This window comes from Methylopila sp. Yamaguchi (assembly GCF_002897035.1).
Classification (GTDB): domain Bacteria; phylum Pseudomonadota; class Alphaproteobacteria; order Rhizobiales; family Methylopilaceae; genus Methylopila.
Genome location: NZ_BAUX01000003.1, coordinates 263,004 through 287,749 on the forward strand (window position 1 = coordinate 263,004; position 24,746 = coordinate 287,749).

Genomic DNA, 24,746 nt, shown 5'->3' on the forward strand with positions numbered 1-24,746 from the left:
CGACACACGCGACCACGCTGGGCCCGGAGAGGCCGCGGCGACCACGGGGGACTTGGAACGATGACGAGCAGGACGTTCATGGCCGCGGCTGCGGCCGCCCTTCTTGCGGCGGGGCTCGGAGCGAGCGCTCGCGCCGCGGAGTTCTCCTACGCGGAGGCGGCGAAGCCCTTCAAGGGCGTCTCGATCCGCGTGCTGGACGAGGTCACGCCGCTGCAGGAGGTGCTGGCGAAGCTCGTTCCGGGATTCGAGCAGGAGACCGGCATCAAGGTCGACTACCAGCTGCTCGGCCACATGGAGGTCATCAACCGCGGCCAGGCCGACATGCTGTCCGGTCGCGGCTATTTCGACGCGGTGATGCTGCACGGCTTCCAGATGGGCCAGATGCTCGAAGCTGAGGCGCTGCTCCCGATCGACAGCCTCATCGCCGACAAGACGCTGTCGAACCCGAACCTCGAGACCGCGGACCTGATCGAACGGCCCTACAAGACCGTCGCCTTCTTCGGAGGCAAGCAGTACGGCTTCGTCAACTGGAACTACAACCACGTCTACTGGGCGCGCGCCGATCTTCTGGACGACGAGGGCGAGAAGGCCGCGTTTAAGGCGAAGTACGGCTACGACCTCGCCCCGGCCAAGACGCTCGAACAGCTCCGCGACATCGCCGAGTTCTTCACCCGGAAGAAGGGCGCGACGCTGGCCGGCAAGCCGCTCGACAGCGACTTCTACGGGATCGTGTTCGACGGCGTAAAGGGCTCTGCCTCGCTGTTCTCCTTCGTGAACAACATCCTCAAGAACTACGGCGGCGACATCGTCGACGCGTCCGGCAAGCCGAACTTCGACACGCCCGCCACGGTCGCCGCGCTCAAGCTTTACGCCGACCTGTGGAAATTCGCGCCTCCCGGCACCGCCGAGTACTCGCTGCTCGACGTGCCGACCGTGATGGGCAACGGCATCGCCGCGCAGTCCATGGCGTTCTCGGACTTCGTGCTTGGCGTCGACAAGCCCGGCGCTTCGCCCTTCGCCGGCAAGTTCGTCTACGGCGGCATTCCGGTGAAGGCCGGCGCCGACCCGAAGTTCGCCTCCGCGGAAGCCGAGCCCTCGCTGGTCGCGATCGGCGCGAGCAGCAAGCATCCGGAAGCGACCTTCCTCTTCATCCAGTGGCTGGCCGACAAGAAGCAGCAGGAAGCGCTGCTCAACGCAGGCCAGGGCGGCGTGCCGATCCGCGAGAGCTCGTGGGAGCTTCCCGTGCTGAAGGCCTCGGCCAATCCCACGCTGTTCAAGGCCATGAAGGACACGCTGTCCGTCGCCGAGGCCAAGCCGCGCATGCCGAAGTATCTCGAGCTGTCGGACGCGCTGTCGGCGGTCGTCCAGCAGGTCGGCATGGGTCGGCTGACGCCGGAGCAGGGCGCCGCCGAGGGCCAGAAGGCGCTCGTCCGCGTCTGCGGCGACAAGTGCACGCTCTGAAAGCGCTACGCCTGAGGCTCCGGGCGTCTCGCCCGGGGCCTTGTTCCGAGACCCGAACGGGACGTCCGACATGTCCGTGATCACCGAAACAGCCGTCGCCCCGGCCCGCGAAAGGCGGCGTTCGGGCCGGGGAGTCTGGTACCCCTACCTGCTGATCGCGCCGACGATGATCACGCTCGTTCTGGTCTCGCTGGTTCCCTTCGTCTACGCGATCTACCTGAGCTTCCACAAAGCCAAGTACGGCCGCGTCGGCGACTTCATCGGCTTCGACAACTACGCGAAGCTGCTGGCGGACCCGCAGTTCTGGAACTCGCTCAAGGTCGCGGGACTGTTCGTCGGGATCGCGGTGCCGATCGAATTCATGATCGGCCTCGGCGGCGCGCTGATCCTCAATGCGGGCGTTCGCGGCCGCTCGGTGCTGGTGCCGCTGCTGTTCATCCCGACCATGATGGCGCCGGTGGTCGTTGGGCTGTTGTGGAAGATCATGCTGGCCGGCTCCTGGGGCCTGATCTCGTACAATCTTCTGGAGCGGTTCGGGTGGCTAGGCGATCAGTCGATCTTCGCTTCGCCCGATCTTGCGCTCTACGCGCTGATGTTCGTCGACATCTGGCAGTGGTCGCCGTTCATGATGCTGGCGTTCTTCGCGGGCCTTCAGGCCCTGCCGCTCGGGCCCTACCGCGCGGCGGCCGTCGACGGCGCCTCGACGCTCAGGGTGTTCTTCAAGATCACGCTGCCGATGATGATCCCGCTGCTGGCTGTGATCGGCCTGCTCCGGCTGATCGACGCCTTCAAAGTGTTCGACACGATTTTCATCCTGACCGGCGGCGGCCCCGGCGTCGCCACGCAGTCCCCAAGCGTGCTCGCCTACAAGATGACGTTCGAATTCTGGAACATCGGCGAGGCGTCCGCGCTCGCCGTGCTGGTCTGGGCGGCGTTCTTCGTCTTCTGCAACGTGTTCTACCAGATCGCCAAGAAGAAGCTGAACGCCTTCTGAGAGACGAAACGACCATGAACGCGAACAAGACGAGCCTGCTCTGGACGACGGTCGCCGTGCTCTACGCGCTGGTGCTGCTGTTCCCGGTGCTGTGGATGGCGACGATGATGGTCAAGCCGGCGGACGTGATGTTCGCGCGGCCGACCGAATTCCTGTTCACGCCGACGCTCGCGAACTTCGACTATGTCATCGCCGAAGGCTTCGCGTGGAACCTCCTGACCTCGTTCGTGCTGTGCACGGTCTCGACGGTTCTCGTGGTGCTGATCGGGACGCCCGCGGCCTACGCCTTCGCGCGCTTCGAGATGAAGGGCAAGGACGACCTGTTCCTGTTCATCCTGGCGAGCCGGATGGGGCCGCCGGTGTGCCTCGTCATCCCGTTCTACCTGATCTTCACGAAGGTCGGCCTGCTCGACACCTTCGCGGGACTGACCCTCGCCTACATGACGTTCAACCTGTCGTTCTACGTCTGGGTGCTGCGCAGCTTCTGCCGCGATCTGCCGGTCGAGCTGGAGGAAGCCGCCGCGCTCGAAGGCTGGTCGCGACCTCAGATCTTCATGCGCGTGGTGTTCCCGCTGCTGCGGAACGGCATCGTCGCGACGGCGGTGCTGTGCTTCATCTTCGCATGGAACGAGTTCCTGTTCGCTTTCATGCTCGGCGGCGACCGCATCCAGACGCTGCCCGTGGCCATCCCGAAGCTCATCACGGCGCAGGGCGTGCGCTGGGGCGAGGTCGCCGTGGTCGGCATCGTGGCGCTGCTCCCGGTGCTCGCGGTGGTGCTGCTGCTGCAACGCCACATCGTGCGCGGCCTGACCCTCGGCGCCGTGAAGGGCTGAGGATGGCGCGCTTCGTCCTCGTCCACGGCTCGTTTCACGGCGCCTGGTGCTGGGAGCGCCTCTCTCCGCTGCTGGAGGCCGTGGGTCACCAGGTGATCACGCCGAACCTTCCAGGCAGCGGCGAAGATCCCGCGCCGATCGAGAACGCCGATCTCGCCTCTTACGCTACCCGCGTCGCGGGCGTGATCGACGGAGTTGCGGGTCCTGTCGTTCTTGTCGGACACAGCATGGGCGGCATCGTCGCGGCGCAGGTCGCGGAGCTCCGGCCGCATCGGCTCTCGGCGCTGGTCTATGTCAACGGCCTGATGCTGAGGGATGGCGAGAGCCTCGGAAGCTTCCTCGAAGCCCACGCCCATCTCGACGTCGACGACCTCGTCCTCAAGAACATGGAGGTTTCGGCCGACGGCTCGGAGGCGCGCTTTCCTGCCGGGAAGGCGCGCGACGTCTTTTACAACACCTGCGCCGTCGAAGACGCCGCCTGGGCCGCAGCTCGACTTGGCCCGCAGCGCACCAAGATCTACGGCGAGCCCCTCAGGCTGACGCCCGAGCGCTTCGGCCTTGTGCCCCGAGCTTACGTCCGCGGTCTCAAGGACAACGCCGTATCGCCCGCCTATCAGGACGCGATGCTCGAGAATACGCCTTGCGAGCGCGTCTTCGACCTCGACGGCGACCACTCTCCGTTCCTCTCCGCGCCGCATACGCTTGCGACCGTTCTTCAACAGGTCGCCGCGTCATGACGGCGTTCGTCTTCACTTTCGCCCGGCGGATCGGCCGTGACCTTCGCAGGAGACCGACATGAACCCCGTAGCCTTCGACGTCATCGACGGCGTGCCGCACTACAAGCTGTTCATCGACGGCAAGTGGACGGACTCGTCCCGCAACATGCTTGCGGACGACGTCAATCCCGCGACCGGCAAGGTCTTCGCCCGCACCCAGCAGGCCGGCGTCGAGGAGGTCGACGCCGCGATCGCCTCCGCCCACGCTGCGCAGGCCAAGTGGGGCGCGGCGATGGTGGCCGAGCGTGAGGCGATCCTGCTCAAGACCGCCGACGTCATCGTGCGCCGCACCCCCGAAATCCGCGACCTCCTGATCGAAGAGTGCGGATCGGTGTTCTCCAAGGCGCTGTGGGAGATTGATTACGTCGTGGACGCGCTGCGCGTCGCCGCCGGCGACGCCCGCCACGTCATGGGCGAGACCATGCCGATGACGATGCCCGGCCAGATCTCGATCTCGGTGCGGAAACCCCTCGGCGTCATCGCCGGCATCGCGCCGTTCAATTCGCCCTTCCTGCTGTCGATGAAGAAGATCGCCTACGCGCTCGCGGTCGGCAACGCCTTCATCCTCAAGCCCTCTGAAGAGACGCCGCTCTCGGGCGCGATCATCGCCGATCTGTTCGACGAGGCGGGGCTTCCCGCCGGGCTGCTGAACGTGGTGCCGGGCGTTCCGGCCGAAGTGGGCGAACGTCTGATCGCCGACCCGCGGGTGAAGATGATCACCTTCACGGGCTCCACCCGCACGGGGCGTCGCCTCGCGGTGCAGGCGGCGACGCATCTCAAGCGCTTCACGCTCGAAATGGGCGGCAAAAGCCCGCTGATCGTGCTCGCCGACGCCGATCTCGACTACGCGGTCGACGCCGCGGCCTTCGGCGTCTACCTGCACCAGGGGCAGGTCTGCATGGCGAGCTCGAAGGTCATCGTCGAGGCGCCGCTGTTCGAGGCCTTCGCCGAGAAGTTCAAAGCGAGGACGGCGGGAATCAAGGTTGGGGACCCGCAGGATCCGGAGACGGTGATCGGGCCGCTCATCCGCGCCCGCCAGTGCGATTTCATCGACGGCCAGCTCGAGGACGCGAAGCAGAAGGGCGCCGCCATCGTCTACGGCGGCACGCACGAAGGGCAGTTCTACCAGCCGACCGTCCTCACCGGGGTCACGCCCGAGATGCGGATCTACCATGAGGAGAGCTTTGGCCCCGTGGTGTCGCTCATTAAGGCGGAGGACGCGGAGGACGCGCTCCGCATCGCGAACGACACCGAGTACGGCCTCTCCGCCGCGCTCATCACCAACGACATGCAGAAGGCGCTCGATCTCTCGATGCGGCTCGAATCCGGCATGGTGCACGTCAACGACACCACGATCTCCGACGAGCCTCACGTGCCCTTCGGCGGCGTCAAGAACTCCGGCTTCGGCCGCGAGGGCGGGCGCTATTCGCTCGAGGAGCTGACCGAGGTGAAGTGGGTGACGCTGCAGATGGGGAAGCGGCAGTTCCCGTTCTGAGGCGGCGTGGCGCTCCGCTGCGGGACCTCCCTCGAAACCCGGCGGCTCGGCCCCAGAACCTCTGCGGGACATACTGGCCGGGAGGAGAGGAAGACTCATGGCGCATCCGCTGTCGCACGATGGTTCGCCTCAGGCGTCTGAGGCCGGCGCGAACCAGCCCGACCTCGACTCGGAGGCGGTTTGGGAGGCCAAGGTCGATCTCGCGGCCTGCTTCCGCATGGCGGCGCGCTGCGGGTTCGAGGAGGGCATCTGCAACCACTTCTCGGCGCTCGTTCCGGGCTACGACGATCTCTTCATCGTCAATCCCTACGGCTACGCCTTCAGCGAACTGACGGCGTCCAAGCTCCTCGTCTGCGACTTCCACGGCGCGGTGGTGTCGGGCGAGGGCGCGCCGGAGGCGACCGCATTCTACATCCACGCCCGCGTCCACAAGCGCGTGCCGAGGGCCCGAGTCGCGTTCCACACCCACATGCCCTACGCCACGGCGCTCTCGATGACGGAGGGCGAGCCGCTGATCTTCGCGGGGCAGACGGCGCTCAAGTTCTATGGCCGGACAACCGTCGACCGGAACTACAACGGTCTCGCTTTGGACGAGCGCGAGGGCGACCGCATCGCCGCGGCGGTTGGGGACGCCGACATCGTCTTCATGAAGCACCACGGCGTGATGGTGCTCGGAGCGACGATCGCCGAGGCCTGGGACGATCTCTACTACCTCGAGCGCGCCTGCGAGGTTCAGACGCTCGCGCTCTCGACAGGGCGCCCGGTTCTGCCCGTCGCCCCCGAGATCGCCGAGGCGGCCTACCGCCAGATGCGCGAGGGCGATCCGGAGTCGGCGCGGCTTCATCTCGCGGCCGTGCGCCGGACGCTCGACCGAAAGGAGCCGGAGTACAAGAGTTGACGCCGCGGCGGAGAGGCTTCCTACGAGCGCCGGCATGACGGCCGCCAGCGTCGCGGAGCCCCGGACACTGTCGCGCGGCTCCATGGCGATCGCCGCGTTCTCGACCGTCGTCGAGTGGTACGATTTCACGCTCTACCTCTACTTCGCGACGGTGCTGTCGCGAGTGTTCGTCGGATCGGGCGAAGGCTCGCTGGCCGCCATTCTCGCGGGCTTCGCCTTAGCCTATCTGTTGCGGCCGCTTGGGGCGGTGGCGTTCGGCCACATCGGCGACCGCTTCGGACGCAGGCGCGCGATGCTGCTGTCGGTCGCCGTGATGACGGCCGCCATGCTCGCCACAGCGGTGCTGCCGACGCACGCGCAGATCGGCCCCGCCGCGGCGTGGATGCTGCTCGCGCTGCGCTGCGTGATGAGTTTTTCGGTCGGCGGCGAGTACGTCGGCGTCGTGGCTTATCTGCTGGAGGGCGCCCCGGCGCAGAGACGCGGCCTGATCACCTCGTCCGCTTCGGCGGCGAGCGAGGTCGGCGCTCTGCTCGCGGCCGGCGTGTCCGCCCTGACCGTGCATTGGCTCAGCCCGTCCGATCTCGACGCCTGGGGCTGGCGGATTCCCTTCTTCGTCGGCGCCGCGCTGGCGGGCAGCGTCTGGATCGCGCGCTCGACGATGCGCGAGTCGCCGGATTTCGAACGCCAGCGCGCCTTGGGGAGCGCCCCGGCGCAGCCGCTGCGCTACGCGCTCGCGCATCATCGCGCCGGCATCCTTCGCGGCTTCGCCATCTCGGCCTTGGGCTCGATCACCTACTACGTCGGCATCACCTACGTGCCGTCGTTCCTCACCTCGACGGGAGCCTTCGCGGAAGGCTTATCGCTCTGGCTGTCCACGGTCGCCGCCGTGGTCGTGATCCTGGTGACGCCGCTCGCCGGCGCGCTGTCCGACCGGTGGGGACGCAGGCCCGTCCTGACGGCGCTGGGCGTCGGCAGCGCGGTCCTGCCCATCGCCATGTTCGCGCTCATGGCGAGCGGTTCGGGCGCGCAGGCGCTTCTGGGCGCAGTCGTGCTGGCGGGGCTCGCGGGCGGCGTCAGCGCGGTCGGAGCGGTCGCGACCGCCGAGCAGTTCCCAGGCGAAGGACGGCTGACCGGTCTCGCCCTGGGCGCGACGACGGCCACCGCCGTGTTCGGCGGCCTCACCCCCTATCTCGCGCATGTCCTCACCGAGCGAACCGGCTGGGCGATGGCGCCCGGGGCGATGATCGGGGTCGTCGCCCTCGCGGCGCTTCCCGTCCTGATGACGTTGAAGGCGCCGGCGACGATCTCGGACTGAGGTCCGGGACCGGAGGAGGTCGAGCCGATCGGCGGGAACGAGCGCGTCGTCCTGCTGGCGCGCCAGAGTTCCCGGACATCTACGGAAACAAATGGCGCGATGTTTGGCCGAAGCAGTCTCCGCAAACCGGCGCGCGCGATGCAGTCGTCGCATGGGCGCAGGACGTCCGAGCAATTTGCCAGTGCAGACCGGGTCAGAATCAGACAATTATCTTGCCGTGCGGCACATCGTTTGAAAGATATCTATTGCGCTGGCGCGCCGGATGGATCATCTGACCACCATCTCATATGGAGTTTCCCCCAAAATGGAATACGAGACCGATTTCGTTGCGCTCGCCGCAGATGTCGTGAGCGCTTACGTCGGCAACAATTCTGTGCCGTCCGCCGACCTTCCCGCTCTGATCCAGTCCGTTCACGCCGCGCTCACTGCAACGGCGAAGGGCAAGGTCGAAGAGCCGGCCGTCGAGCTGAAGCCCGCCGTTCCGGTCAAGAAGTCCGTGAGCCCGGACTACATCATCTGCCTTGAGGACGGAAAGCAGTTTAAGTCGCTCAAGCGCCACCTGCGCACGAAGTACGACATGAGCCCTGAGGACTACCGCGCGAAGTGGGGCCTTCCGGCCGACTATCCGATGGTCGCCCCGAACTATGCGGCCGCGCGGTCGGAACTCGCGAAGAAGATGGGCCTTGGCCAGCAGCGCGCGGCCGCGGCCGCCGCGCCGGCTCCCGCCAAGCGCGGTCGCAAGCCCGCTGCGAAGGCGGCGTAATCGACGTCCTGTCCCGGCGAGCGTTTCGCGGCGCTCGCCGGCCGCTGCCCGAGCAGCAAGCGCCGCCCCGCCATCGGGCGGCGCGTTAACGGACTGTAAACCATGAGAGCGCTTCGATCGTGGTCGGATGAACACGATAGAGGAGCGCTCCATGAGCACGATGAGCGTCGGCGAGGTGATGGAGCTCGTCGCTGCGCGGGCCGCCATCTACGCCGCAAGCGGCGCCTCGGACCTCGACGACCGCGTGTCCGTTTTGGCGGACGAACTCGAGCCGCTGATCAATGCGCCGATGGTCAACGTGCGGCGCTATTTCGAAGCTCTGTTCGGTCGACTCGACGCGGCGGCGGTTTCGCTCGCGGCCGTCGACGAGAACAAGCGCGGCCAGCCCACGGAAGAAGAGCTTCAGCGCCAGCGGTTGTTCTTTGCGGCCCTTGCGGAACACTTCCATAAGCGGCTCGAACTCGCCGCCTGACCGCTGCGCGACGGGGCTCCGCGAACGCCGATCTCACGCGCCTCGGCGAGCCTACCGGCGCGTGCGGCGCGAAGGCCGCCAGACCGGAATGGTTTACGTCGATTGCACCGACACGGCCGGCGTTCGCAGCCTAGGCCGATCCCGCCGCGTCGACGACGGCGTCTCCGGCGCGGGCAGCACGATCGTCGCTCGAAGACCGGCGGCGATGTTCGCGAGCGCCACGTCTCCCCCGTGCCGACGCGCGATGGTGCGGGCGATGGCGAGGCCGAGGCCCATGCCGCCGGTCTCGCGGCTGCGGGACTCCTCCAGACGGAAGAACGGCGCGAAGACCTGCTCCATCGCCTCCTGCGGGATGCCGGGTCCTCGATCCTCCACGACGATCTCCACGCTCTTCCCCACGCTCGCCACCCGCACCCGCGCCTCTCCGCCGTAGCGCACGGCGTTCTCCACCAAATTGCGCACCGCGCGGCGCAAGGCGTCGGGACGGCAGCGCAGCGTCACGCGCGCGCTGTCCTCGAAGGACACGTCCTGACCGAGTTCGGCGAGGTCGTCGCAGAGGCTCTCCACCAACGACCGAAGGTCGACCGCCCGCGTCTCCTCGACCACCGACTCCTCGCGCGCGAAAGCGAGGCCGGCTTCGGTCATGGCCCGGAGTTCGTCGATGGTCGCGAGCATCTTCTCGCGGGTGTCGTCGTCCTGCACGAACTCGGCCCGGAGCCGCAGCGAGGTGATCGGGGTGCGGAGGTCGTGGCCGATTGCGGCCAGCATCCGCGTGCGGTCATCGACGAAGCGCTGCAGCCGCGCCTGCATCAGGTTGAACGCTTCCGCCGTGCGCCGGATGTCGTCGGGGCCGGTTTCGGGCAAAGCGCTCTGCTCGCCGCGGCCAAGCGCCTCGGCGGCCGCCGCCATCCGGCGCATCGGCCGCGTGATGCCGCGCGCGATGAAGGCGGCGATGGCGCAAAGCAGAATCGCCGTCAGGCCGATAGAGACCATCGACTGCTCGGTCCAGAACCCGCTTGGCGCGGGCTTGGCGAGGGCGGTGTTCAGCCAGCCGCCATCCTTGAGCTGCACGGCGAGCCCCATGCCGTTGGCGTCGTTCAACGACAGGAACTTCGCCGGGCGCGAGAGCGGCCACGCATGGGCCGGGAGCTCGCGCCAGTTGGGCTCGGCGGGTGGGGTCATCGGGGGCGTGAAAGCGTTCGACGCGGCGAACTTCGCCGGACTGCCGAGGCTCGTGAAGCTCGGCAGCGGTTGCGTCAGCTGTTGGAACGCTTCCTCGCGCCAGGCGGCGGCGTCTCCCGGCGCCTCGGCCGTCACCCAGAAGCGGGCGTAGGTCGTGCCGCTCGCGCGCAGAATGTCCTCGTGAACGCCGGACGGCGTGGTCTCCAGCACCTGGGCGATCGAGGCGCAGCGGCTGAGGAACTCGGATTTCGAAGCCTTCTGCAGCGCCTCGCCCCGTTCGCCCAGGAATAGCGCGGCGCCGAGCCCCTGCGACGCCGCGAGCGCGAGCAGCATGAGGCCGATGAACTGCACAGTGAGGCTGCGCGTCCAGATCCGGATCATGGCGTCTGCACCTCCGCGCCGAAGCTGTAGCCTCCGCCCCAATGCGTCTTGATAAGCGTCGGCGCCTTCGGATCCGCCTCGATCTTCTTGCGCAGCCGGCTGACCTGGTTGTCGATGCTGCGGTCGAAGGGATCGGCCGCGCGGCCGACCGTCAGGTCGAGCAATTGGTCCCGGCTCAGCACAAGTCCGGAATGATCGATGAAGGCCGAAAGCAGCCGGAACTCGGCCGTGCTGAGGGGCACCGCGAGCCCGTTGTCGTCCACCAGTTCGCGTCGCCCGACGTTGAGCAGCCAGCGGTCGAACCGGATTTCGCGGGCTTTCGGCGTCGCCCGCTGCGGCGGCAGGCTCTGCACCCGGCGCAGCACGGCTTTGATCCGGGCCAGCAGTTCGCGGGGATTGAACGGCTTGGTCAGATAGTCGTCGGCGCCGATCTCGAGCCCGACGATGCGGTCGGTCTCGTCGGCCATTGCCGTCAGCAGGATGACCGGCAGATCCGCGCCGCTCCGCAGGTCGCGGCAGAGCGACAGGCCGTCCTCGCCCGGCATCATCACGTCGAGCACCACGAGGTCGATTCCGTTCTTCTCCATCAGCCGGCGGAACGCCGCGGCGCTCTCGGCCTGACTGACGCGGTAGCCGTGCTTCACGAGATACTTCCCGACCAGATCACGGATGTCCCGGTGGTCGTCGACGACGGCGATATGTGGTTGAGCGTCCATCTCGTCTTCGCTCTTCAAGCAGCGCCTCACCATAGCTGCATCGCCTGGAGCGCTCTCGAGAAAAATGTATCGGAATGTATCGACGCCGCGATCGGCGACATCTGGCGACCAAGGCCGCGTTCCTTGGCAGAGCTCTGCGACAGACGGCGGCTAGAACCACAGCATCGCCGGAGACGCTCTCCACGTCTCGACGACGGATCGTCCGACGGAGAAACAGAGGAGAAGATCGATGAAGAGCATTTTTGCAGCCATGGCCGCCACCCTGCTTGCGACCGCCGCGGCCCAGGCCGCAGAGCGCGGCGCCGAGCCCGCCCGCGAGCGGCCGCAACAGTCCCGCGTGATCGATGACCGGCTGCGCGACTCCGCCCCAGTGTCGCTTGAGCGGACCTACGAGACCAAGCGCCCGGCGACGCCGGACGCGGCCTACCGCACCACGATCGAGTGGAGCGGAAACGACAACGAGGGCTAACCCCTCAGACGTTGGGGCGTGGAGCCAGCGTCCCCCCGCCACGTCCCGAGGGATGCGAAGCCCCCCCCGCATCCCCGGCGGCCGTCGACGAGATAGTGATCACACGTCGACGGCCGCTGCCCTACCTTTGTTGCATTGCGACATTCACCTCACCGGTTCGGAGAGCAGCCCATGCGGGTCGTCCGCGTCATCGGCCTCACGTGCGCGGGCCTTCTTGCCGCAGGAGCCGGATTCTACGGTTGGGGACGGATGGACGCCTCGACGGCGCAGACCGCGGCGCCTCCGCCGCCGGTGGTGACGGTGGCGAACCCGCTAGTGCGGAAGGTGACCGACTACGACGAGTTCACCGGGCGTTTCGAGCCGACGGCGACGGTCGAGGTGCGGCCGCGGGTGTCAGGCTATCTCACCGAAATCAACTTCAGGGACGGCCAGATCGTGGAGGCCGGCCAAGCGCTGTTCGTCATCGACAAGCGCCCCTATCAGACGGCGCTCGCCCAGGCGGAGGCGCAGCTGGCGGGCGCGACGGCGCAGCTCGCTTTCGCGGAGGCCGACGCCAAGCGCAGCCAGGAGCTGGTGAAGAGCTCCAACATCGCGGTCGCGACCCACGAGCAGCGCATCCAGCAGCGTCAGGCCGCGGAGGCCGCCCGGAAGACCGCGGAGGCGGCGGTCGCGCGGGCGCGGCTGGACCTCGAATTCACCGAGGTCCGATCGCCGGTGCGCGGCCGGGTGTCGAACCGGCGCGTCGACATCGGCAATCTCGTCGTCGGCGACGGCGCCTCCACCATCCTCACCACGGTGCTTGCCGAAGAGCGGCTCTATTTCGTGTTTGACATGTCTGAGGGCGACCTGCTCGCCCGCCAGCAACAAGCGGGCGGCTCGGCGCGCGGCGCCGAGGGGCTGAGGGTCCAGGCGCGGCGCGACGGCGAGACGGCATGGCCGCGCGAGGGCGTGCTCGACTTCCTCGACAACCGGCTGCAGGCCGGCTCCGGCACCATCCGGGCGCGCGCGACCTTCGCCAACGCCGACGGCGCGCTGACGCCGGGCCAGTTCGGGCGAATCCGCGTGCCGCGGGGCGAGCCCTACGACGCCATCCTCGTGCCCGAGACCGCCGTTCTCAGCGACCAGATCGAAAAGGTCGCGCGCGTGGTCGACGATCAGAACATCGTCCGTCAACGCAAGGTGAAGCCGGGACCAATACAGCCCGGCGGGCTGATGATCGTGCGCGAGGGGCTGTCCAAGACGGACCGCGTGATCGTCAACGGCCTGATGCAGGCCCGGGTCGGGGCGCCCGCGCGGCCCCAGCCCGGCGCGATCGAGCCTGCCGCCGCGCCGCAGAGCTGAGCCGCGCCCGTCCAAGACCGCCGACGCAAGACCCTTGAGGACAGCCTATGCGGCTCGCCCATTTCTGCATCGACCGACCGATCTTCGCGGTGGTGCTCTCGATCCTGATCACGCTGCTCGGGGCCGCGAGCTTCTTCTCTCTGCCGCTGTCGCAGTATCCGGAGATCGTCCCGCCGACCGTTGTGATCCGCGCCAATTACCCCGGCGCCTCCGCGCAGGTCGTGAGCGACACGGTCGCGACGCCGATCGAGCAACAGATCAACGGCGTCGAGGACATGCTCTACATGTCATCGCAGGCGACCGGCGACGGCCAGCTGACGACCACCGTGACCTTCAGGCTCGGGACCGATCTCGACAAGGCGCAGGTGCTTGTCCAGAACCGGCTGTCACTGGCGTTGCCGCGGCTTCCGGAGTCCGTCAGCCGCCAGGGCCTTACGGTGCGCAAGTCCTCCCCGGACCTGCTGCTCGCGGTGCACATGCGCTCGCCCGACAACTCCCGCGACCAGCTCTACATCTCGAACTACGTGAACCTCTCGATCCGCGACGTGCTCGCCCGGATCGAAGGCGTCGGCGACGTGCGCATGCTTGGCGCGCAGGACCTGTCGATGGTGGTCTGGCTGGACCCCGATAAGGCGGCCGCCCGCAACCTCACCGCCGGCGAGATCGTCGCAGCGCTGCGCGCCCAGAACGTCCAGATCTCGGCGGGCGTGGTGAACCAGCCGCCGACCGCGACCTCGCGGGCGTACCAGCTCAACGTCGAGGCGCTGGGACGGCTGACCGAGCCGGAGCAGTTCGGCGCGATCGTCATCAAGAGCGAGGATGGCCGGGTGACCCGCGTGCGCGACGTCGCGCGCGTCGAGGTCGCGAGCCAGACGGTGACCGACCGCACCTACATCAACGAGGCGCCGGGCGTCGGAGTCGGCGTGTTCCAGCTGCCGGGTGGCAACGCGCTCGCGACCGCCGACGAGGTGCGCGCCACGATGGTCGAGCTCGCGAAGAGCTTCCCGCCCGGCGTCGAATACGCGATCAACTTCGATCCCACGCGCTTCGTGTCCGCCTCGGTCCATGCGGTCTACGCCACCATCGTCGAGGCGGTGCTGTTGGTCGCCTTGGTGGTGATCCTGTTCCTGCAGCGGTGGCGCGCCGCGATCGTGCCGATCGCCGCGATCCCGGTGTCGCTGATCGGGACCTTCGCCGCGCTCGCGGCCTTCGGGTACTCGCTGAACACCGTGTCGCTGCTGGGGCTGGTGCTCGCGATCGGCATCGTGGTCGACGACGCCATCATCGTGGTCGAGAACGTCGAGCGAAACCTCGAAAGCGGCATGTCGCCGAAGGAAGCCGCGCACGTCACCATGGACGAGGTCGGCGTCGCGCTGATCGCGATCGCGCTGGTGCTGATGGCGGTGTTCGCGCCGGCGGCGTTCGTCCCCGGCATCCCGGGCCTCTTCTTCGAACAGTTCGCCATCACGATTTCGGTCGCGACCCTGATTTCGGCCTTCGTCTCCCTGACCTTGTCGCCAGCCCTCTGCGCGATCCTTTTGAAGCCCCATGACCCGCATCACGCCCCGAAGCCCAGGTTCTGGCCGGCCCGGCTGCTGGCGTGGTTCTTCGGTTGGTTCAACCGCGGCTTCGAATGGCTGGCCAACCGCTACGGCAGGCTGAGCGCCCGGCTGCTGCGCGTCTCCACGCTCGCGCTGGTCGCCTACCTCGGGCTGGTCGGGCTCGCGGGCTGGCAGATCACGCGGGCCCCGACGGGCTTCATCCCGGAGCAGGACCAGGCGCAGCTCGTCACCATCTACCGGCTGCCGCCGGGCTCCGCCCTCGACCGCGCCGACGTCGTCGTGCAGCAGATCGTCGAGAAGCTGAAGGATGTGGAGGGCGTTCAGGTGGTGGTGTCGAGCAGCGGAATCGACGGCGCCACCGGCACCAACGCCTCCAATGTCGGCCGCGTGTTCACCATCCTGAAGCCCCATGAGGAGCGCTATCCGAAGGGCCTCACGCTCCAGAAGATGCTTGCGACCGTGAACCAGCGGCTCGCGACCATCCAGGACGCCCAGATCGTGACCGTGCTGCCCCCCTCCGTCCGCGGCATCGGCAATACCGGCGGCTTCAAGATGATGGTGACGAGCCTCTCGGGCGCCTCGTCCGAGGAGATCGCCAAGGTCGCGAACGATCTCGTGGCCGCGGCAAACCGCGAGCCCTCGCTGTCGCGCGTGTTCACGCCGTTCAACACCGGGACGCCGAAGATCTTCGCGGACATCGACCGCGTGAAATCGGAGATGATCGGCGTGCCGGCCGATCGCGTCTTCGAGGCGCTCGAGGTCTATCTCGGCTCCGCCTACGTCAACGATTTCAACATGCTCGGCCGGACCTACCGGGTGGCGGCCCAGGCCGACGGAGCCTTTCGACAGGACGTCGACGCCATCGGCCGCTACCGCACCCGCAGCGATAGCGGCGAGATGGTGCCGTTGAGCTCGGTCGCGTCTTTCACGGAGATGACCGGCGCCTACCGCGTCCCGCGCTACAACCTCTACCAGGCGGCCGAGATCCAGGGCTCGGCGGCTCCAGGCTTCTCCTCCGGCGACGCCATGGCGGCGATGGAGCGCGTCGCGGCGGCGACTCTGCCGGCGGGCTTCAGCTTCGAATGGACCGAGCTCTCGCTGCAGGAGAAGCTCGCCGGCAATTCCGGCATGCTGGTGTTCCTCGCCTCCGTGCTGCTCGTCTTCCTGCTGCTCGCCGCCCAGTACGAGAGCTGGACGCTGCCGCTTGCGATCATCCTGATCGTGCCGATGTGCCTGCTCGCGGCGGTCACCGGCCTGACGATCCGCGGCATGCCGGTCGACATCCTCGCCCAGGCCGGCTTCGTGGTGCTCATCGGGCTCGCCGCGAAGAACGCCATCCTGATCGTCGAGTTCGCGCGCCAGAACGAAGACCGGGGGATCGGCCGGGCCAAGGCCGCGATCGACGCCGCGAAGACCCGGCTTCGGCCGATCCTGATGACGTCGCTCGCCTTCGTCCTCGGCGTCGTGCCGCTGGCGCTCGCGACCGGCGCCGGCGCCGAGATGCGGCAGTCGCTCGGCACGGCGGTGTTCTTCGGAATGATCGGCGTCACGATCTTCGGCCTGATCTTCACGCCGGTGTTCTATGTCGTCTGCCGGGCGTTCGCCCGCGACGGCAAGGCCGCGGACAAGGCCAAGCCGGGCGTAGAGCCCGAGACGCCCGCGCTTGCGCCGGGGGAATAGGCTCAGCTCGAGGCGTCGCGCCAGGCGGCCGGGGTCCGGCCGATGATCTGGCGGAAGACCCGGGTGAAATGCGGCTGGTCCGAAAACCCGGTCTCGGCGGCGATCTCCGTGAGCGAAGCGTCGCTGCGCGTCAGCAGCTCCTGCGCCTTGCGGATGCGCGCCTGCATCTGCCAGCGGTGCGGCGGCACGCCGGTCGCCGCCTTGAAGGCGTGGCTGAAGTGGCTCTGGGTCATGCCGGTGAGGTCGGCGAGCTCCTGCAGGCGGATGGGGCGGCCGCAGTGGGCCTCGATGTAGCCGATGGCGGCGTCGAGCTTGCGCTTGGGCAGACCGCTGCGCTTGCGCGCGACGGGAACGGTCGCGCCCATGGCGGCCGAGATCAGCGCGGCCGTCAGGCTGTCGCCGTAAAGCGGGGGCAGGGGCGTGGCGCTGGCGCATTCCGCGGCGAGCATGCGCGCCAGTGAAAGCGCGCGCTCGTCGCTCGCCATCAGCCGCGGTTCGGTCAGCGCGCCGTCCTCCCCGATCATCTCGCGCAGCCACTCGGCGGAGAGATGCACGTCGAGGTGAAGGATCGACGTCGCGCCGGCGAAGCGGGAGGACAGGCGCACGCCGGCGGGCACGAAGCTGAAGCCGGAGCCCGTCGACACCGCGACCTGGCGCCCCGCCTCTCGGAACGCCATCGGAGCGGCGAGCGGCTCGAGCACGACGAACAGTCGGGGGTCTTGCGAAACATAGTCGCCGCTGGCGCCCGAGGCGCAGTTCGCCCGCCACAGCTCCACGCAGCCCGAGGCGCCGGTGCGTCGCCAGCCGTCGACCACCTCGATCCCGTCGCGCCGCGACTCCATGCGTGGTCGAAAGGCCGCCATCGCCCGTCTCCTCTGGCGTCCGCACTGTTGCGGCGCGGCACCGCTCAGCGACGCTCTCGCTACATTCGGCGAAACAGCCCAAAAGGCGACAACGTTCAAGCAAAAACGATCAATAAAAAGCGATATGCCGCTGTTAGGACACAATCTCCAGGGGCGGCGCTGGTTTTAAGAGTTCTAATCTGGCTCTTTATAGTCGCTCTAAACTAACAATACATGGGCGTGTGATGAGAAAGAGCCGCGGCGCTGGACTGAAGAGCGCACTGTTGATCGGGGTTGCAGCGTCCGCCCTCCTCGTTGCTCCGGCCATGGCGCAGCAGGCCGCGGATGGCGGGACGGTCGCCCTCGACGAACTCACCGTCACCGGCCGCGGCGTGCAGACGGGACCGGGGTCGGGCACCGCCCCGGTGCAGGGCTACGTCCCCGCCGCGACCACGACCGGCTCCAAGACCGACACCTTGGTCCAGCTGATCCCGCAGTCGATCGGCGTCGTCGGTCGCCAGCAGATGGACGACCTCGGCGCGATGAAAGCCGACGAGGCGGTGCGCTATTCGGCCGGCGTGTTCGCGCAGCCCTTCGGCGAGGACAGCGACACCAACTGGTTCTACATCCGCGGCTTCGACGCGACGCAGACCGGCGTCTACCGCGATGGCATGCAGCTGTTGAGCTATGCTTTTGGTAATTTCTACCAGGACTCATATCTGCTGGAGCGCGTCGAAGTGCTTCGCGGGGCGTCCTCTTCGCTGTACGGCGGTGGAAACATTGGCGGCATCATAAATTACGTCAGCAAGCGTCCTCTGGACTACGACTTCGGTCAGATCGAGATCGGGATCGACAACTACCCGACCGGCTTCGCGGCCTTCGACATAAATAAGGTCGTGCCGAACGGCGGCGTCAGCAAGCTCGCGCCCCTGTCACCGATCTGGAAGTATCGCGTGACAGGTAAGCTTGAAGGCGGCGACGGTTACGCCAAGCACGAGGACGGCATTCGCGGCGTCATTCAGGGCGCGGCGACCTATTCACCGGATGCCGGCACGGACCTTACGGTCTATGCAAACTACCAACACGCCGACCAAACGCACGGCAGCAGCGACTTTCTGCCCTATTACGGCACTGTGAAACGCGCGACTTCGACAGACGGGACGATCGATCTCGGCCGGATCAGTCGGAAAGAGAATTTTTCCGATCCGGATATCGACGATTACGATCGGCGGCAGGCGATGCTGGGCTATGAGTTCCGCCACGAACTCAACGATGCGTGGACGGTGAATTCAAAGGCACGTTTCGCTTACGCTCACCTCGAAGAAGCGCAACTCTACCCGTTCGGCTATGGCTTCGCAGAGCGCCCAAGCGCGGGCAATACGCAGTTGGCGCGCATCCGCTTTGATCACGACACCGAGTCATTCAGTTTCGCGACGGACAACAGCGTCGTCGGCAAGTTCGCTACGGGGGCGCTCGATCACACGCTTCTTTTCGGCGTCGATTATAAATTTTACCGGATCGACGAGGTTCAGTCTTCGAGCATCGGAACGTCGGTCGACATCCGAAATCCCGACTTGAACGATCCGCAGCCGGCGACGAGCCCCTATCTCGATCAAGTCAGCACGTTGCATCAGGCGGGCGTATACCTGCAGGACCAAGTCAGGTTTGGTGGTGGTTTCATCGCCACGCTCAACGGGCGCTACGACCGCATGTGGCTCGATGGCGACTCCAATCCGCTGTACGGAAACGATGTCAGCCTCGAAAAGGGGCGATTCAGCGGTCGCGCGGGCCTGGGCTACGAGTTCGCCAACGGGTTGGTGCCGTATGTAAGCATCGCAAGCACGTTCAATCCTCTGATTGGATATAATCCGGCGGTCCGCAACGGAGAAATCGTCCGGTCCCCGTTCAAGCCGGAAACCGGCGTCCAGTACGAAGCGGGCGTGAAATATGCTCCCACGTGGTTCTCTGGCCTTTTCACTGCGGCGATTTTCGACCTGACCAAGGAAAACTACGTTTCGGGGCCGTTTAACGCGCAGACCCAGCTGGGCAAGGTTCGGTCGCGGGGCTTTGAGTTCGAGGCGCAGGCCAACCTGACGGAAAACTGGAAGTTTATCGGCTCGTTCACAGCCTACGATCTGGAGATCCGTAAGGGTAGGTCCGACACGGGAGCCTCGCTCAAGGGCGAGCAGCCGTTCCTCGTTCCCGAGATCATCGGCTCCGCTTTCCTCGACTACACTTTCACTAACAGCGTGTTGAAGGGCGTCAGTCTCGGCGGCGGCGTTCGCTACCTCGGCAAGTCGGAGGCCACCCAGCCGAACACGGTCAAAGTGCCGGACGCCACGCTGTTTGACGTCGCGGCGCGCTACGAGTGGGACGCCTACAAGGTCAGCCTCAACGTGACGAACCTGTTCGACAAGCGCTACGTCTCGGGCTGCCAGGGCATCAATGTCTGCTCCTACGGCGAAGGTCGCCGAGCGCTGGTTAAGGCGAGCTACACCTGGTGATCTGAATGCGTCTCCGATCTGTGGAAGGGGCCGGCTCGCCGGCCCCTTCGTGCGTTTGAAAGAGCTGGCGCTTGAACGGACCGCACTCCTTCGGCCTCACCCGGCGCGCGCTGCTGGCCTCGCTCGCTGGGACCGGCCTGGCCGGCTCCCTCGGCGCCCGCGCCGGCGCCGCGGACCTGCGGGTGGCGGCCATCGACTGGGCGATGCTGGAGACGGCGCTGGCGCTCGGCGTGACACCTGTCGCGGCGACCGAGCTGAAGCTGTTCCGCCGGGCCGCGGTCGAACCCGCCGTGCCCGCCGCGGTGGCGGATCTCGGCCTCAGGGGCGAGATCAACGCCGAGATGCTGCTTTACGCGCGGCCCGACCTGATTTTGAGCTCGCCGTGGTACGAGAAGTATCGCGCCCAGTTGGAGCGCGTCGCGCCGGTCGAAAGCGTCTCGATCTACGAGTCCGGACGGTCGCCCTACGCCGCGGCGGAAGCCGCGAGCCGGGCGGTGGGAGCACGCCTCTCCCGCGCAGCCGAAGCCGAGGCGCTCGTCGCCCGCGCCGACGCCGACCTCGCCGTCGCCCGGAGCCGGCTCGTATCCTTCGCCACGCGTCCGTTCCTCGTGGCGAACTTCGGCGACGCCCGTCACTTCCGCGTCTTCGGAGCCGACAGCATGTTCGTCGACGTGCTGGCGCGGCTCGGGCTGCGCTCCGCCTGGGCGGGCGGCAGCGCCTATGGCGCAGTCGCGAGCGTGGGACTGGAAGCGCTCGCCGCCATGCCCGAGGCCTGGATCGTCATCGTTGGGCCGACCCCGCCCGGCGTTCGGGCGAGCCTCGACGGAAGCGCGTTCTGGCGCGCGATGCCCCAGGTCGCGGGCGGGCGCGTGGTCGATCTCGGCCCGGTTAATCCGTTCGGCGCGCTGCCTGCGGCGTTGCGTTTCGCCCGCCTGCTCGGCGAGGCGCTGGCGGGCCGCGACCATGCGTGAGGCGGTCTTGCGGGGATGGGCGCCCTGGCTGCTGCTCGGGCTCGTCGCGGGAGCCTTGTGGGCGGCGACGCTGGGCGCGCATCTCGGCGCCGGACTCCGGCCGTCGAGCGAACTCGACCGTCTGCTGCTGCTGCACAGCCTCCTCCCGCGGGCGGCGACCGCGTTGCTCGCCGGAGCGGCGCTTGGGCTCGCGGGGGCGCTGCTGCAATCCGCGCTCGACAATCCGCTGGCGGAGCCCGCGACGCTCGGCGTCTCCGCCGGAGCGCAGCTCGCGCTGACGCTGACCGCGCTGCTGGCGCCTGGTCTGGGCGGTCTGGGCCGCGAGGCGGCGGCCTTCGCCGGGGGCGCTGGGGCCGTGGCGGCCGTCCTGGCGCTGACCTGGCGGCGGGGGCTCGATCCGGTCTCGGTCGTCCTCACCGGCATGATCGTCGCCATGGTCGCGAGTTCGCTCAGCGCCGCGCTGATCCTGTCGCAAGGCGAGTACCTGTTCGCGCTGCTGATTTGGGGCGGCGGCTCGCTGAGCCAGCAGAGCTGGGCGCCGGCCGGCGCGATCGCGGCGGCGCTCGCTCTCGCGGCGCTTCCCGCGGCGTTGCTGGCGCGGCCGCTCGGCGTGATCGCGACGGGCGACTCCGGCGCCCGCGGCCTCGGCGCCCCTGTCGCGGCGATCCGGCTGCTCGCGCTCGGCGTTGGGGTCGCCTTGGCGACGACTGTCGCGGCGGAGGTCGGGCTGATCGCCTTCGTGGGTCTGGCCGGCCCGGCGCTCGCCCGGTTGTCCGGGGCTCGGACCACGAAGACCGTCCTGCTGGCTTCGCCGGCCGTGGGCGCCGTGCTGCTGTGGCTTGCGGACGGCGCGGTGCAGAGCCTGCCCGGCGGCTTCAGCCAGATCCCCACGGGCGCCGCGACAGCGCTGCTCGGCGCGCCGCTGATGCTGTGGCTGCTGCCGCGCCTCAAGATGGCGGATCGCCCGCAGAGGCCGGTGCGCGCCTCGTCCCGGCCGGCAGACCGCACTTTTACCGTGCTTCTCGCGCTCGCGGCCGTCGCGCTGCTCGCGGCGGTGGCGCTGGGCCGCTCGCCGGACGGCTGGCATGTGGCGGTCGGAACAGACTTTGTCGAACTTTGGCCGTTCCGCTGGCCGCGCACGGCGGCGGCGGCGGCGGCCGGCGCCATGCTGGGGGCGGCGGGCGTGATCGTGCAGCGCATGACCGGCAATCCGCTGGCGAGTCCCGAGGTACTCGGCGTCAGCGCCGGCGCGGGGCTTGGCCTCGCGGCGGCGATGCTGCTCTCCGCCGACACGGCGCTGCCGCTGCGGTTCGCGGGCTCAGCCGGCGGCGCGCTGGCGGCGCTCGTGCTGATGCTGGCGATGTCCGGCGCGCGGGGCGTCGGGGCGGAGCGCTTCCTGCTCGCGGGAGCGACGCTCTCCGCGCTGTGCCTCGCGGCGCTGAACGCGGTGATCGCCACGGCGTCGGCCCGGGCCTTCGCGCTGCTCGGCTGGATCTCCGGCTCGACCAGCGCCATCGGGCCGGACGAAGCGCTTATCGCCTGCGCGGCGGCGGCGGCCCTGACGTTGCCGCTGGCCTTCGTCGGCCGCTGGCTCGACGTGCTGCCGCTTGGGACTCCCGTCGCCCGCAGCCTGGGGCTCGGCCTGCGGCCCGCGCGGCTGGCGCTCACAGCTCTTGCCGCCCTGCTCGCCGCCGCTGCGTCGCTGATCGTCGGGCCGCTGAGCTTCGTGGGGCTGGTCGCGCCCCACGCCGCCTACGCCAGCGGACTGACGCGGCCGACCGCCCATCTCTCCGGCGGCGCGCTCATCGGCGCGATCCTGATGGTGGCGGCCGACCTTCTGGCCCGCACGGTGATCTTTCCCTACCAGCTGCCGCTCGGGCTTTTCGCATCGTTGGTCGGCGGCGCCTATCTGGCCTTACTGCTGCGCACACGGTGAGGCCGGCGCCACCAACCGGCCTCCCGGTCAGCCGACAAGCACCTTGTCCAGCGTAATCGGAAACTCCCGCACCCGCACGCCGGTGGCGTTGAACACCGCGTTCGCGACGGCCGCGCCCGCGCCGCAGATGCCAAGCTCGCCCACGCCCTTGGCGCCCAGCGGGTTCGCCTTGTCGTCATGCTCTTCGATGAAGAAGGCATCGACGTTCGGCACGTCGGCGTGGGCCGCCACGTGGTACTCGCCGAGATCGCCGTTTACGACGTGGCCGAAGCGCGGATCGACCACCGCCTCCTCGAACAGCGCCGAGGACACGCCCCAAATCATGCCGCCGATCATCTGGGAGCGGGCGGTCTTCGCGTTCAGGATCCGGCCGGCCGCGAAGGCGCCGAGCATCCGCCGCAGGCGAATCTCGCCGGTATCCTCGTCGACCGCGACCTCGGCGAAATGCGCCCCGAAGCAATACTGCGAGTAGTCCTTGTAGGACTGGGTTTCGCGCATGCCCTTCACCGATCCCGTCGCTTCGAACACCCGTGCCTCGTCCGTGCGCGCCATCTCGGCCTTGACCTTGCGCGCGGCGTCCAGCACCGCGGAGGCGGAGCTCGCCGCGCCCCAGGAGCCGCCGGAGCCGGGGCTGACGGGGAAGCGACTGTCGCCGAGTTCGACGGTGACCGCGTGGAGCGGTACGCCCAGCTCTTCCGCCGCGACCTGCGCCAGGATCGTATAGGTGCCGGTGCCGATGTCGGTCATGTCGGTCCTCACCCGAACGGTGCGGTCTTCGGCGACGCGCACGGTCGCGGCGCAGGGGCCGAGGTAGTTCGGGCGGATCGCGGCGGCGACGCCGTAGCCGATCAGCGTCGGCCCGTCGCGGCGTTCGCGCGGCGCCTTCGGACGGTCGCTCCAGCCGAAGCGGGCCGCGCCCTCGCGCAGACATTCGACCAGCTTGCGCGACGAGAACGGAACCTTCTTCTCCGGGTCGGTTTGGGTGTCGTTCAGGATGCGCATCTCGACGGGGTCGAGGCCGAGCTTGTGGGCGAGTTCGTCAACGGCGCTTTCGAGCGCCAGAAGGCCCGGCGCCTCGCCCGGCGCGCGCACGGGTTCGCCGCCCTGCATGTCCAGGTTCACCAGCCGGTGACGCGTCAGAATGGACGGCGCGCCGTAGAGCGCCCGGGTGGAGCTCGCGGTCTGCTCCGCGAACTCCTCGATCGGGGAGGACTGCATCCAGACCTCGTGGGACACCCCGGTCAGCTTGCCGTCGCGGGTCGCCGACAGGCGCACCCTCTGGATAGCCTCCGGGCGGTGACCGACGTTCGAGAACACCTGCTGGCGGCTCTGCGCCACCTTCACCGGCCGCTTCAGCGTCCGCGCGCCGAAAGCCGCGAGCACGACTTCGGCCCGCATGCCGAGCTTGCCGCCGAAGCCGCCGCCGACGTAGGGGCTTACGATCCGGACCTTCTCGAGCGGGATCTCGAGCGTGGCCGCGAGCGCCTTGCGGGTGTTGGCGACGTTCTGGGTCGAGGTCCGCACCGTCACCTCGTCGCCCTCCCAGGAGGCGATTGCGGCGTGGGGCTCCAGAGCCATGTGGTGCTGCTGGGCGACGTGGTAGGTGGCGTCCACCGTGACGGGCCCGGCGGCGAACGCCGCCTCGAAGTCGCCCTCGGAGGTGTCGGTCTTCATGCCGACGTTGATGGTTTCCGGCGCGTAGGCCGCCTTCAAATGTCGCTCCAGCCCGAGAACGGGCGTCTCGGCCTGATACTCGACCGTCACCAGCGCGGCCGCGGCGCGAGCGGCTTCGAAGGTGTCGGCCACGACGAAGGCCACCGGCTCGCCCCAGTGCCGGACGCGGTCGTCGCCGAGATAAGGCCGCGCCCGGGCGAAGCGCGCGGAGGCCCGCGGCGGGCCGAACGCGGGCTGCTTCGGCGCGTTGCGGTGGGTCATCACCAGCAGCACGCCAGGCGCAGCCTCCGCCGCCGTCGCGTCGATCGCGCGAACGCGCCCCTTGGCGATGGTCGCGGGGACGATGACGCCATAGGCCGGCGCACGCTCGAGCCGGTGCTCGTAGGCGTAAGGCGCGCCGCCCGTCACCTTGAGGCGCCCGTCGACGCGGTCGACGGGCTGGCCGATGGGGTTTGCGGAGATGTCGAGCGCCATGTCCGGC

General features: G+C 68.3%; 19 protein-coding genes. 15 read left to right on the forward strand and 4 right to left on the reverse strand.

The window, feature by feature from the left end; genetic code table 11:
* Nucleotides 1-60: 60 nt before the first annotated feature.
* From METY_RS05510 to METY_RS05550, 9 genes are all read left to right on the forward strand, one after another.
* Nucleotides 61-1,461, forward strand: coding sequence for an extracellular solute-binding protein (locus METY_RS05510; protein ID WP_103120373.1), 1,401 nt, complete (start codon nucleotides 61-63; stop codon nucleotides 1,459-1,461).
* Between the two features lie 70 nt (nucleotides 1,462-1,531).
* On the forward strand, nucleotides 1,532-2,455 hold the full coding sequence (locus METY_RS05515; protein WP_244593526.1) for a carbohydrate ABC transporter permease: 924 nt from the start codon (nucleotides 1,532-1,534) through the stop codon (nucleotides 2,453-2,455).
* A 14-nt stretch (nucleotides 2,456-2,469) separates the two neighbouring features.
* Nucleotides 2,470-3,288 carry a carbohydrate ABC transporter permease gene (locus METY_RS05520; RefSeq protein ID WP_103120374.1) on the forward strand — a complete coding sequence of 273 codons (819 nt, stop codon included), beginning with the start codon at nucleotides 2,470-2,472 and terminating at the stop codon, nucleotides 3,286-3,288.
* A 2-nt stretch (nucleotides 3,289-3,290) separates the two neighbouring features.
* Entirely contained in the window at nucleotides 3,291-4,025 is a 735-nt protein-coding gene (locus METY_RS05525; protein WP_103120375.1) for an alpha/beta fold hydrolase, read from the forward strand.
* Nucleotides 4,026-4,083: 58 nt separating this feature from the next.
* Nucleotides 4,084-5,559, forward strand: coding sequence for an aldehyde dehydrogenase family protein (locus tag METY_RS05530; protein ID WP_200819602.1), 1,476 nt, complete (start codon nucleotides 4,084-4,086; stop codon nucleotides 5,557-5,559).
* 97 nt (nucleotides 5,560-5,656) lie between these two features.
* Complete coding sequence (locus METY_RS05535; RefSeq protein WP_103120376.1) at nucleotides 5,657-6,457, forward strand: aldolase; 801 nt, start codon at nucleotides 5,657-5,659, stop codon at nucleotides 6,455-6,457.
* Nucleotides 6,458-6,491: 34 nt separating this feature from the next.
* Nucleotides 6,492-7,772, forward strand: coding sequence for an MFS transporter (locus tag METY_RS05540; RefSeq protein ID WP_103120377.1), 1,281 nt, complete (start codon nucleotides 6,492-6,494; stop codon nucleotides 7,770-7,772).
* Nucleotides 7,773-8,076: 304 nt separating this feature from the next.
* Nucleotides 8,077-8,535, forward strand: a complete 459-nt coding sequence (locus tag METY_RS05545) for a MucR family transcriptional regulator (protein ID WP_103120378.1) — start codon at nucleotides 8,077-8,079, stop codon at nucleotides 8,533-8,535.
* A gap of 151 nt (nucleotides 8,536-8,686) precedes the next feature.
* Nucleotides 8,687-9,007: a hypothetical protein gene (locus METY_RS05550; protein WP_103120379.1), complete on the forward strand. Its 321-nt coding sequence runs from the start codon at nucleotides 8,687-8,689 to the stop codon at nucleotides 9,005-9,007.
* A 93-nt stretch (nucleotides 9,008-9,100) separates the two neighbouring features.
* Here the strand turns inward: METY_RS05550 and METY_RS05555 are convergent, their stop codons facing one another.
* Both METY_RS05555 and METY_RS05560 read right to left on the reverse strand, forming a co-directional pair.
* The gene (locus METY_RS05555; RefSeq protein WP_103120380.1) at nucleotides 9,101-10,570 is read right to left on the reverse strand and encodes a sensor histidine kinase; all 1,470 of its coding nucleotides are present in this window, start codon (nucleotides 10,568-10,570) and stop codon (nucleotides 9,101-9,103) included.
* The gene (locus METY_RS05560) at nucleotides 10,567-11,286 is read right to left on the reverse strand and encodes a response regulator (RefSeq protein WP_103120456.1); all 720 of its coding nucleotides are present in this window, start codon (nucleotides 11,284-11,286) and stop codon (nucleotides 10,567-10,569) included. Before METY_RS05560 ends, METY_RS05555 begins: the two co-directional genes overlap by 4 nt.
* A gap of 229 nt (nucleotides 11,287-11,515) precedes the next feature.
* Here METY_RS05560 and METY_RS05565 point away from each other — a divergent pair, with 229 nt between their 5' ends.
* The 3 genes from METY_RS05565 (at nucleotide 11,516) to METY_RS05575 (ending at nucleotide 16,338) form a co-directional block, all read left to right on the forward strand.
* Nucleotides 11,516-11,755 carry a hypothetical protein gene (locus tag METY_RS05565; RefSeq protein WP_146035660.1) on the forward strand — a complete coding sequence of 80 codons (240 nt, stop codon included), beginning with the start codon at nucleotides 11,516-11,518 and terminating at the stop codon, nucleotides 11,753-11,755.
* A gap of 171 nt (nucleotides 11,756-11,926) precedes the next feature.
* Nucleotides 11,927-13,096 carry an efflux RND transporter periplasmic adaptor subunit gene (locus tag METY_RS05570; RefSeq protein WP_103120382.1) on the forward strand — a complete coding sequence of 390 codons (1,170 nt, stop codon included), beginning with the start codon at nucleotides 11,927-11,929 and terminating at the stop codon, nucleotides 13,094-13,096.
* 47 nt (nucleotides 13,097-13,143) lie between these two features.
* On the forward strand, nucleotides 13,144-16,338 hold the full coding sequence (locus tag METY_RS05575) for an efflux RND transporter permease subunit (protein ID WP_103120383.1): 3,195 nt from the start codon (nucleotides 13,144-13,146) through the stop codon (nucleotides 16,336-16,338).
* A 2-nt stretch (nucleotides 16,339-16,340) separates the two neighbouring features.
* On the opposite strand, the gene METY_RS05580 is transcribed toward METY_RS05575, so the two are convergent.
* Nucleotides 16,341-17,201, reverse strand: coding sequence for an AraC family transcriptional regulator (locus METY_RS05580; protein ID WP_103120384.1), 861 nt, complete (start codon nucleotides 17,199-17,201; stop codon nucleotides 16,341-16,343).
* A gap of 224 nt (nucleotides 17,202-17,425) precedes the next feature.
* Between METY_RS05580 and METY_RS05585 the strand changes: the two genes are divergently transcribed.
* The 3 genes from METY_RS05585 to fhuB all read left to right on the forward strand — a co-directional run bounded on the left by METY_RS05585 (nucleotide 17,426) and on the right by fhuB (nucleotide 22,591).
* Complete coding sequence (locus tag METY_RS05585) at nucleotides 17,426-19,684, forward strand: TonB-dependent siderophore receptor (RefSeq protein WP_200819603.1); 2,259 nt, start codon at nucleotides 17,426-17,428, stop codon at nucleotides 19,682-19,684.
* 71 nt (nucleotides 19,685-19,755) lie between these two features.
* On the forward strand, nucleotides 19,756-20,655 hold the full coding sequence (locus METY_RS05590) for an ABC transporter substrate-binding protein (RefSeq protein WP_103120386.1): 900 nt from the start codon (nucleotides 19,756-19,758) through the stop codon (nucleotides 20,653-20,655).
* Nucleotides 20,648-22,591 (forward strand): Fe(3+)-hydroxamate ABC transporter permease FhuB, encoded by a 1,944-nt coding sequence (gene fhuB, locus METY_RS05595; protein WP_103120387.1) that lies wholly within the window; start codon nucleotides 20,648-20,650, stop codon nucleotides 22,589-22,591. Before METY_RS05590 ends, fhuB begins: the two co-directional genes overlap by 8 nt.
* 27 nt (nucleotides 22,592-22,618) lie before the next feature.
* Here the strand turns inward: fhuB and METY_RS05600 are convergent, their stop codons facing one another.
* Nucleotides 22,619-24,739, reverse strand: a complete 2,121-nt coding sequence (locus METY_RS05600) for a xanthine dehydrogenase family protein molybdopterin-binding subunit (RefSeq protein WP_103120388.1) — start codon at nucleotides 24,737-24,739, stop codon at nucleotides 22,619-22,621.
* Nucleotides 24,740-24,746 lie beyond the last annotated feature (7 nt).

What these genes read in the sequence shown, in the direction of transcription:
- METY_RS05510 (WP_103120373.1), top strand. Translation starts at nt 61, where the DNA reads ATGACGAGCAGGACGTTCATGGCCGCGGCTGCGGCCGCCCTTCTTGCG.
- METY_RS05515 (WP_244593526.1), top strand. Translation starts at nt 1,532, where the DNA reads ATGTCCGTGATCACCGAAACAGCCGTCGCCCCGGCCCGCGAAAGGCGG.
- METY_RS05520 (WP_103120374.1), top strand. Translation starts at nt 2,470, where the DNA reads ATGAACGCGAACAAGACGAGCCTGCTCTGGACGACGGTCGCCGTGCTC.
- METY_RS05525 (WP_103120375.1), top strand. Translation starts at nt 3,291, where the DNA reads ATGGCGCGCTTCGTCCTCGTCCACGGCTCGTTTCACGGCGCCTGGTGC.
- METY_RS05530 (WP_200819602.1), top strand. Translation starts at nt 4,084, where the DNA reads ATGAACCCCGTAGCCTTCGACGTCATCGACGGCGTGCCGCACTACAAG.
- METY_RS05535 (WP_103120376.1), top strand. Translation starts at nt 5,657, where the DNA reads ATGGCGCATCCGCTGTCGCACGATGGTTCGCCTCAGGCGTCTGAGGCC.
- METY_RS05540 (WP_103120377.1), top strand. Translation starts at nt 6,492, where the DNA reads ATGACGGCCGCCAGCGTCGCGGAGCCCCGGACACTGTCGCGCGGCTCC.
- METY_RS05545 (WP_103120378.1), top strand. Translation starts at nt 8,077, where the DNA reads ATGGAATACGAGACCGATTTCGTTGCGCTCGCCGCAGATGTCGTGAGC.
- METY_RS05550 (WP_103120379.1), top strand. Translation starts at nt 8,687, where the DNA reads ATGAGCACGATGAGCGTCGGCGAGGTGATGGAGCTCGTCGCTGCGCGG.
- METY_RS05555 (WP_103120380.1), bottom strand. Translation starts at nt 10,570, where the DNA reads ATGATCCGGATCTGGACGCGCAGCCTCACTGTGCAGTTCATCGGCCTC.
- METY_RS05560 (WP_103120456.1), bottom strand. Translation starts at nt 11,286, where the DNA reads ATGGACGCTCAACCACATATCGCCGTCGTCGACGACCACCGGGACATC.
- METY_RS05565 (WP_146035660.1), top strand. Translation starts at nt 11,516, where the DNA reads ATGAAGAGCATTTTTGCAGCCATGGCCGCCACCCTGCTTGCGACCGCC.
- METY_RS05570 (WP_103120382.1), top strand. Translation starts at nt 11,927, where the DNA reads ATGCGGGTCGTCCGCGTCATCGGCCTCACGTGCGCGGGCCTTCTTGCC.
- METY_RS05575 (WP_103120383.1), top strand. Translation starts at nt 13,144, where the DNA reads ATGCGGCTCGCCCATTTCTGCATCGACCGACCGATCTTCGCGGTGGTG.
- METY_RS05580 (WP_103120384.1), bottom strand. Translation starts at nt 17,201, where the DNA reads ATGGCGGCCTTTCGACCACGCATGGAGTCGCGGCGCGACGGGATCGAG.
- METY_RS05585 (WP_200819603.1), top strand. Translation starts at nt 17,426, where the DNA reads ATGAGAAAGAGCCGCGGCGCTGGACTGAAGAGCGCACTGTTGATCGGG.
- fhuB (WP_103120387.1), top strand. Translation starts at nt 20,648, where the DNA reads ATGCGTGAGGCGGTCTTGCGGGGATGGGCGCCCTGGCTGCTGCTCGGG.
- METY_RS05600 (WP_103120388.1), bottom strand. Translation starts at nt 24,739, where the DNA reads ATGGCGCTCGACATCTCCGCAAACCCCATCGGCCAGCCCGTCGACCGC.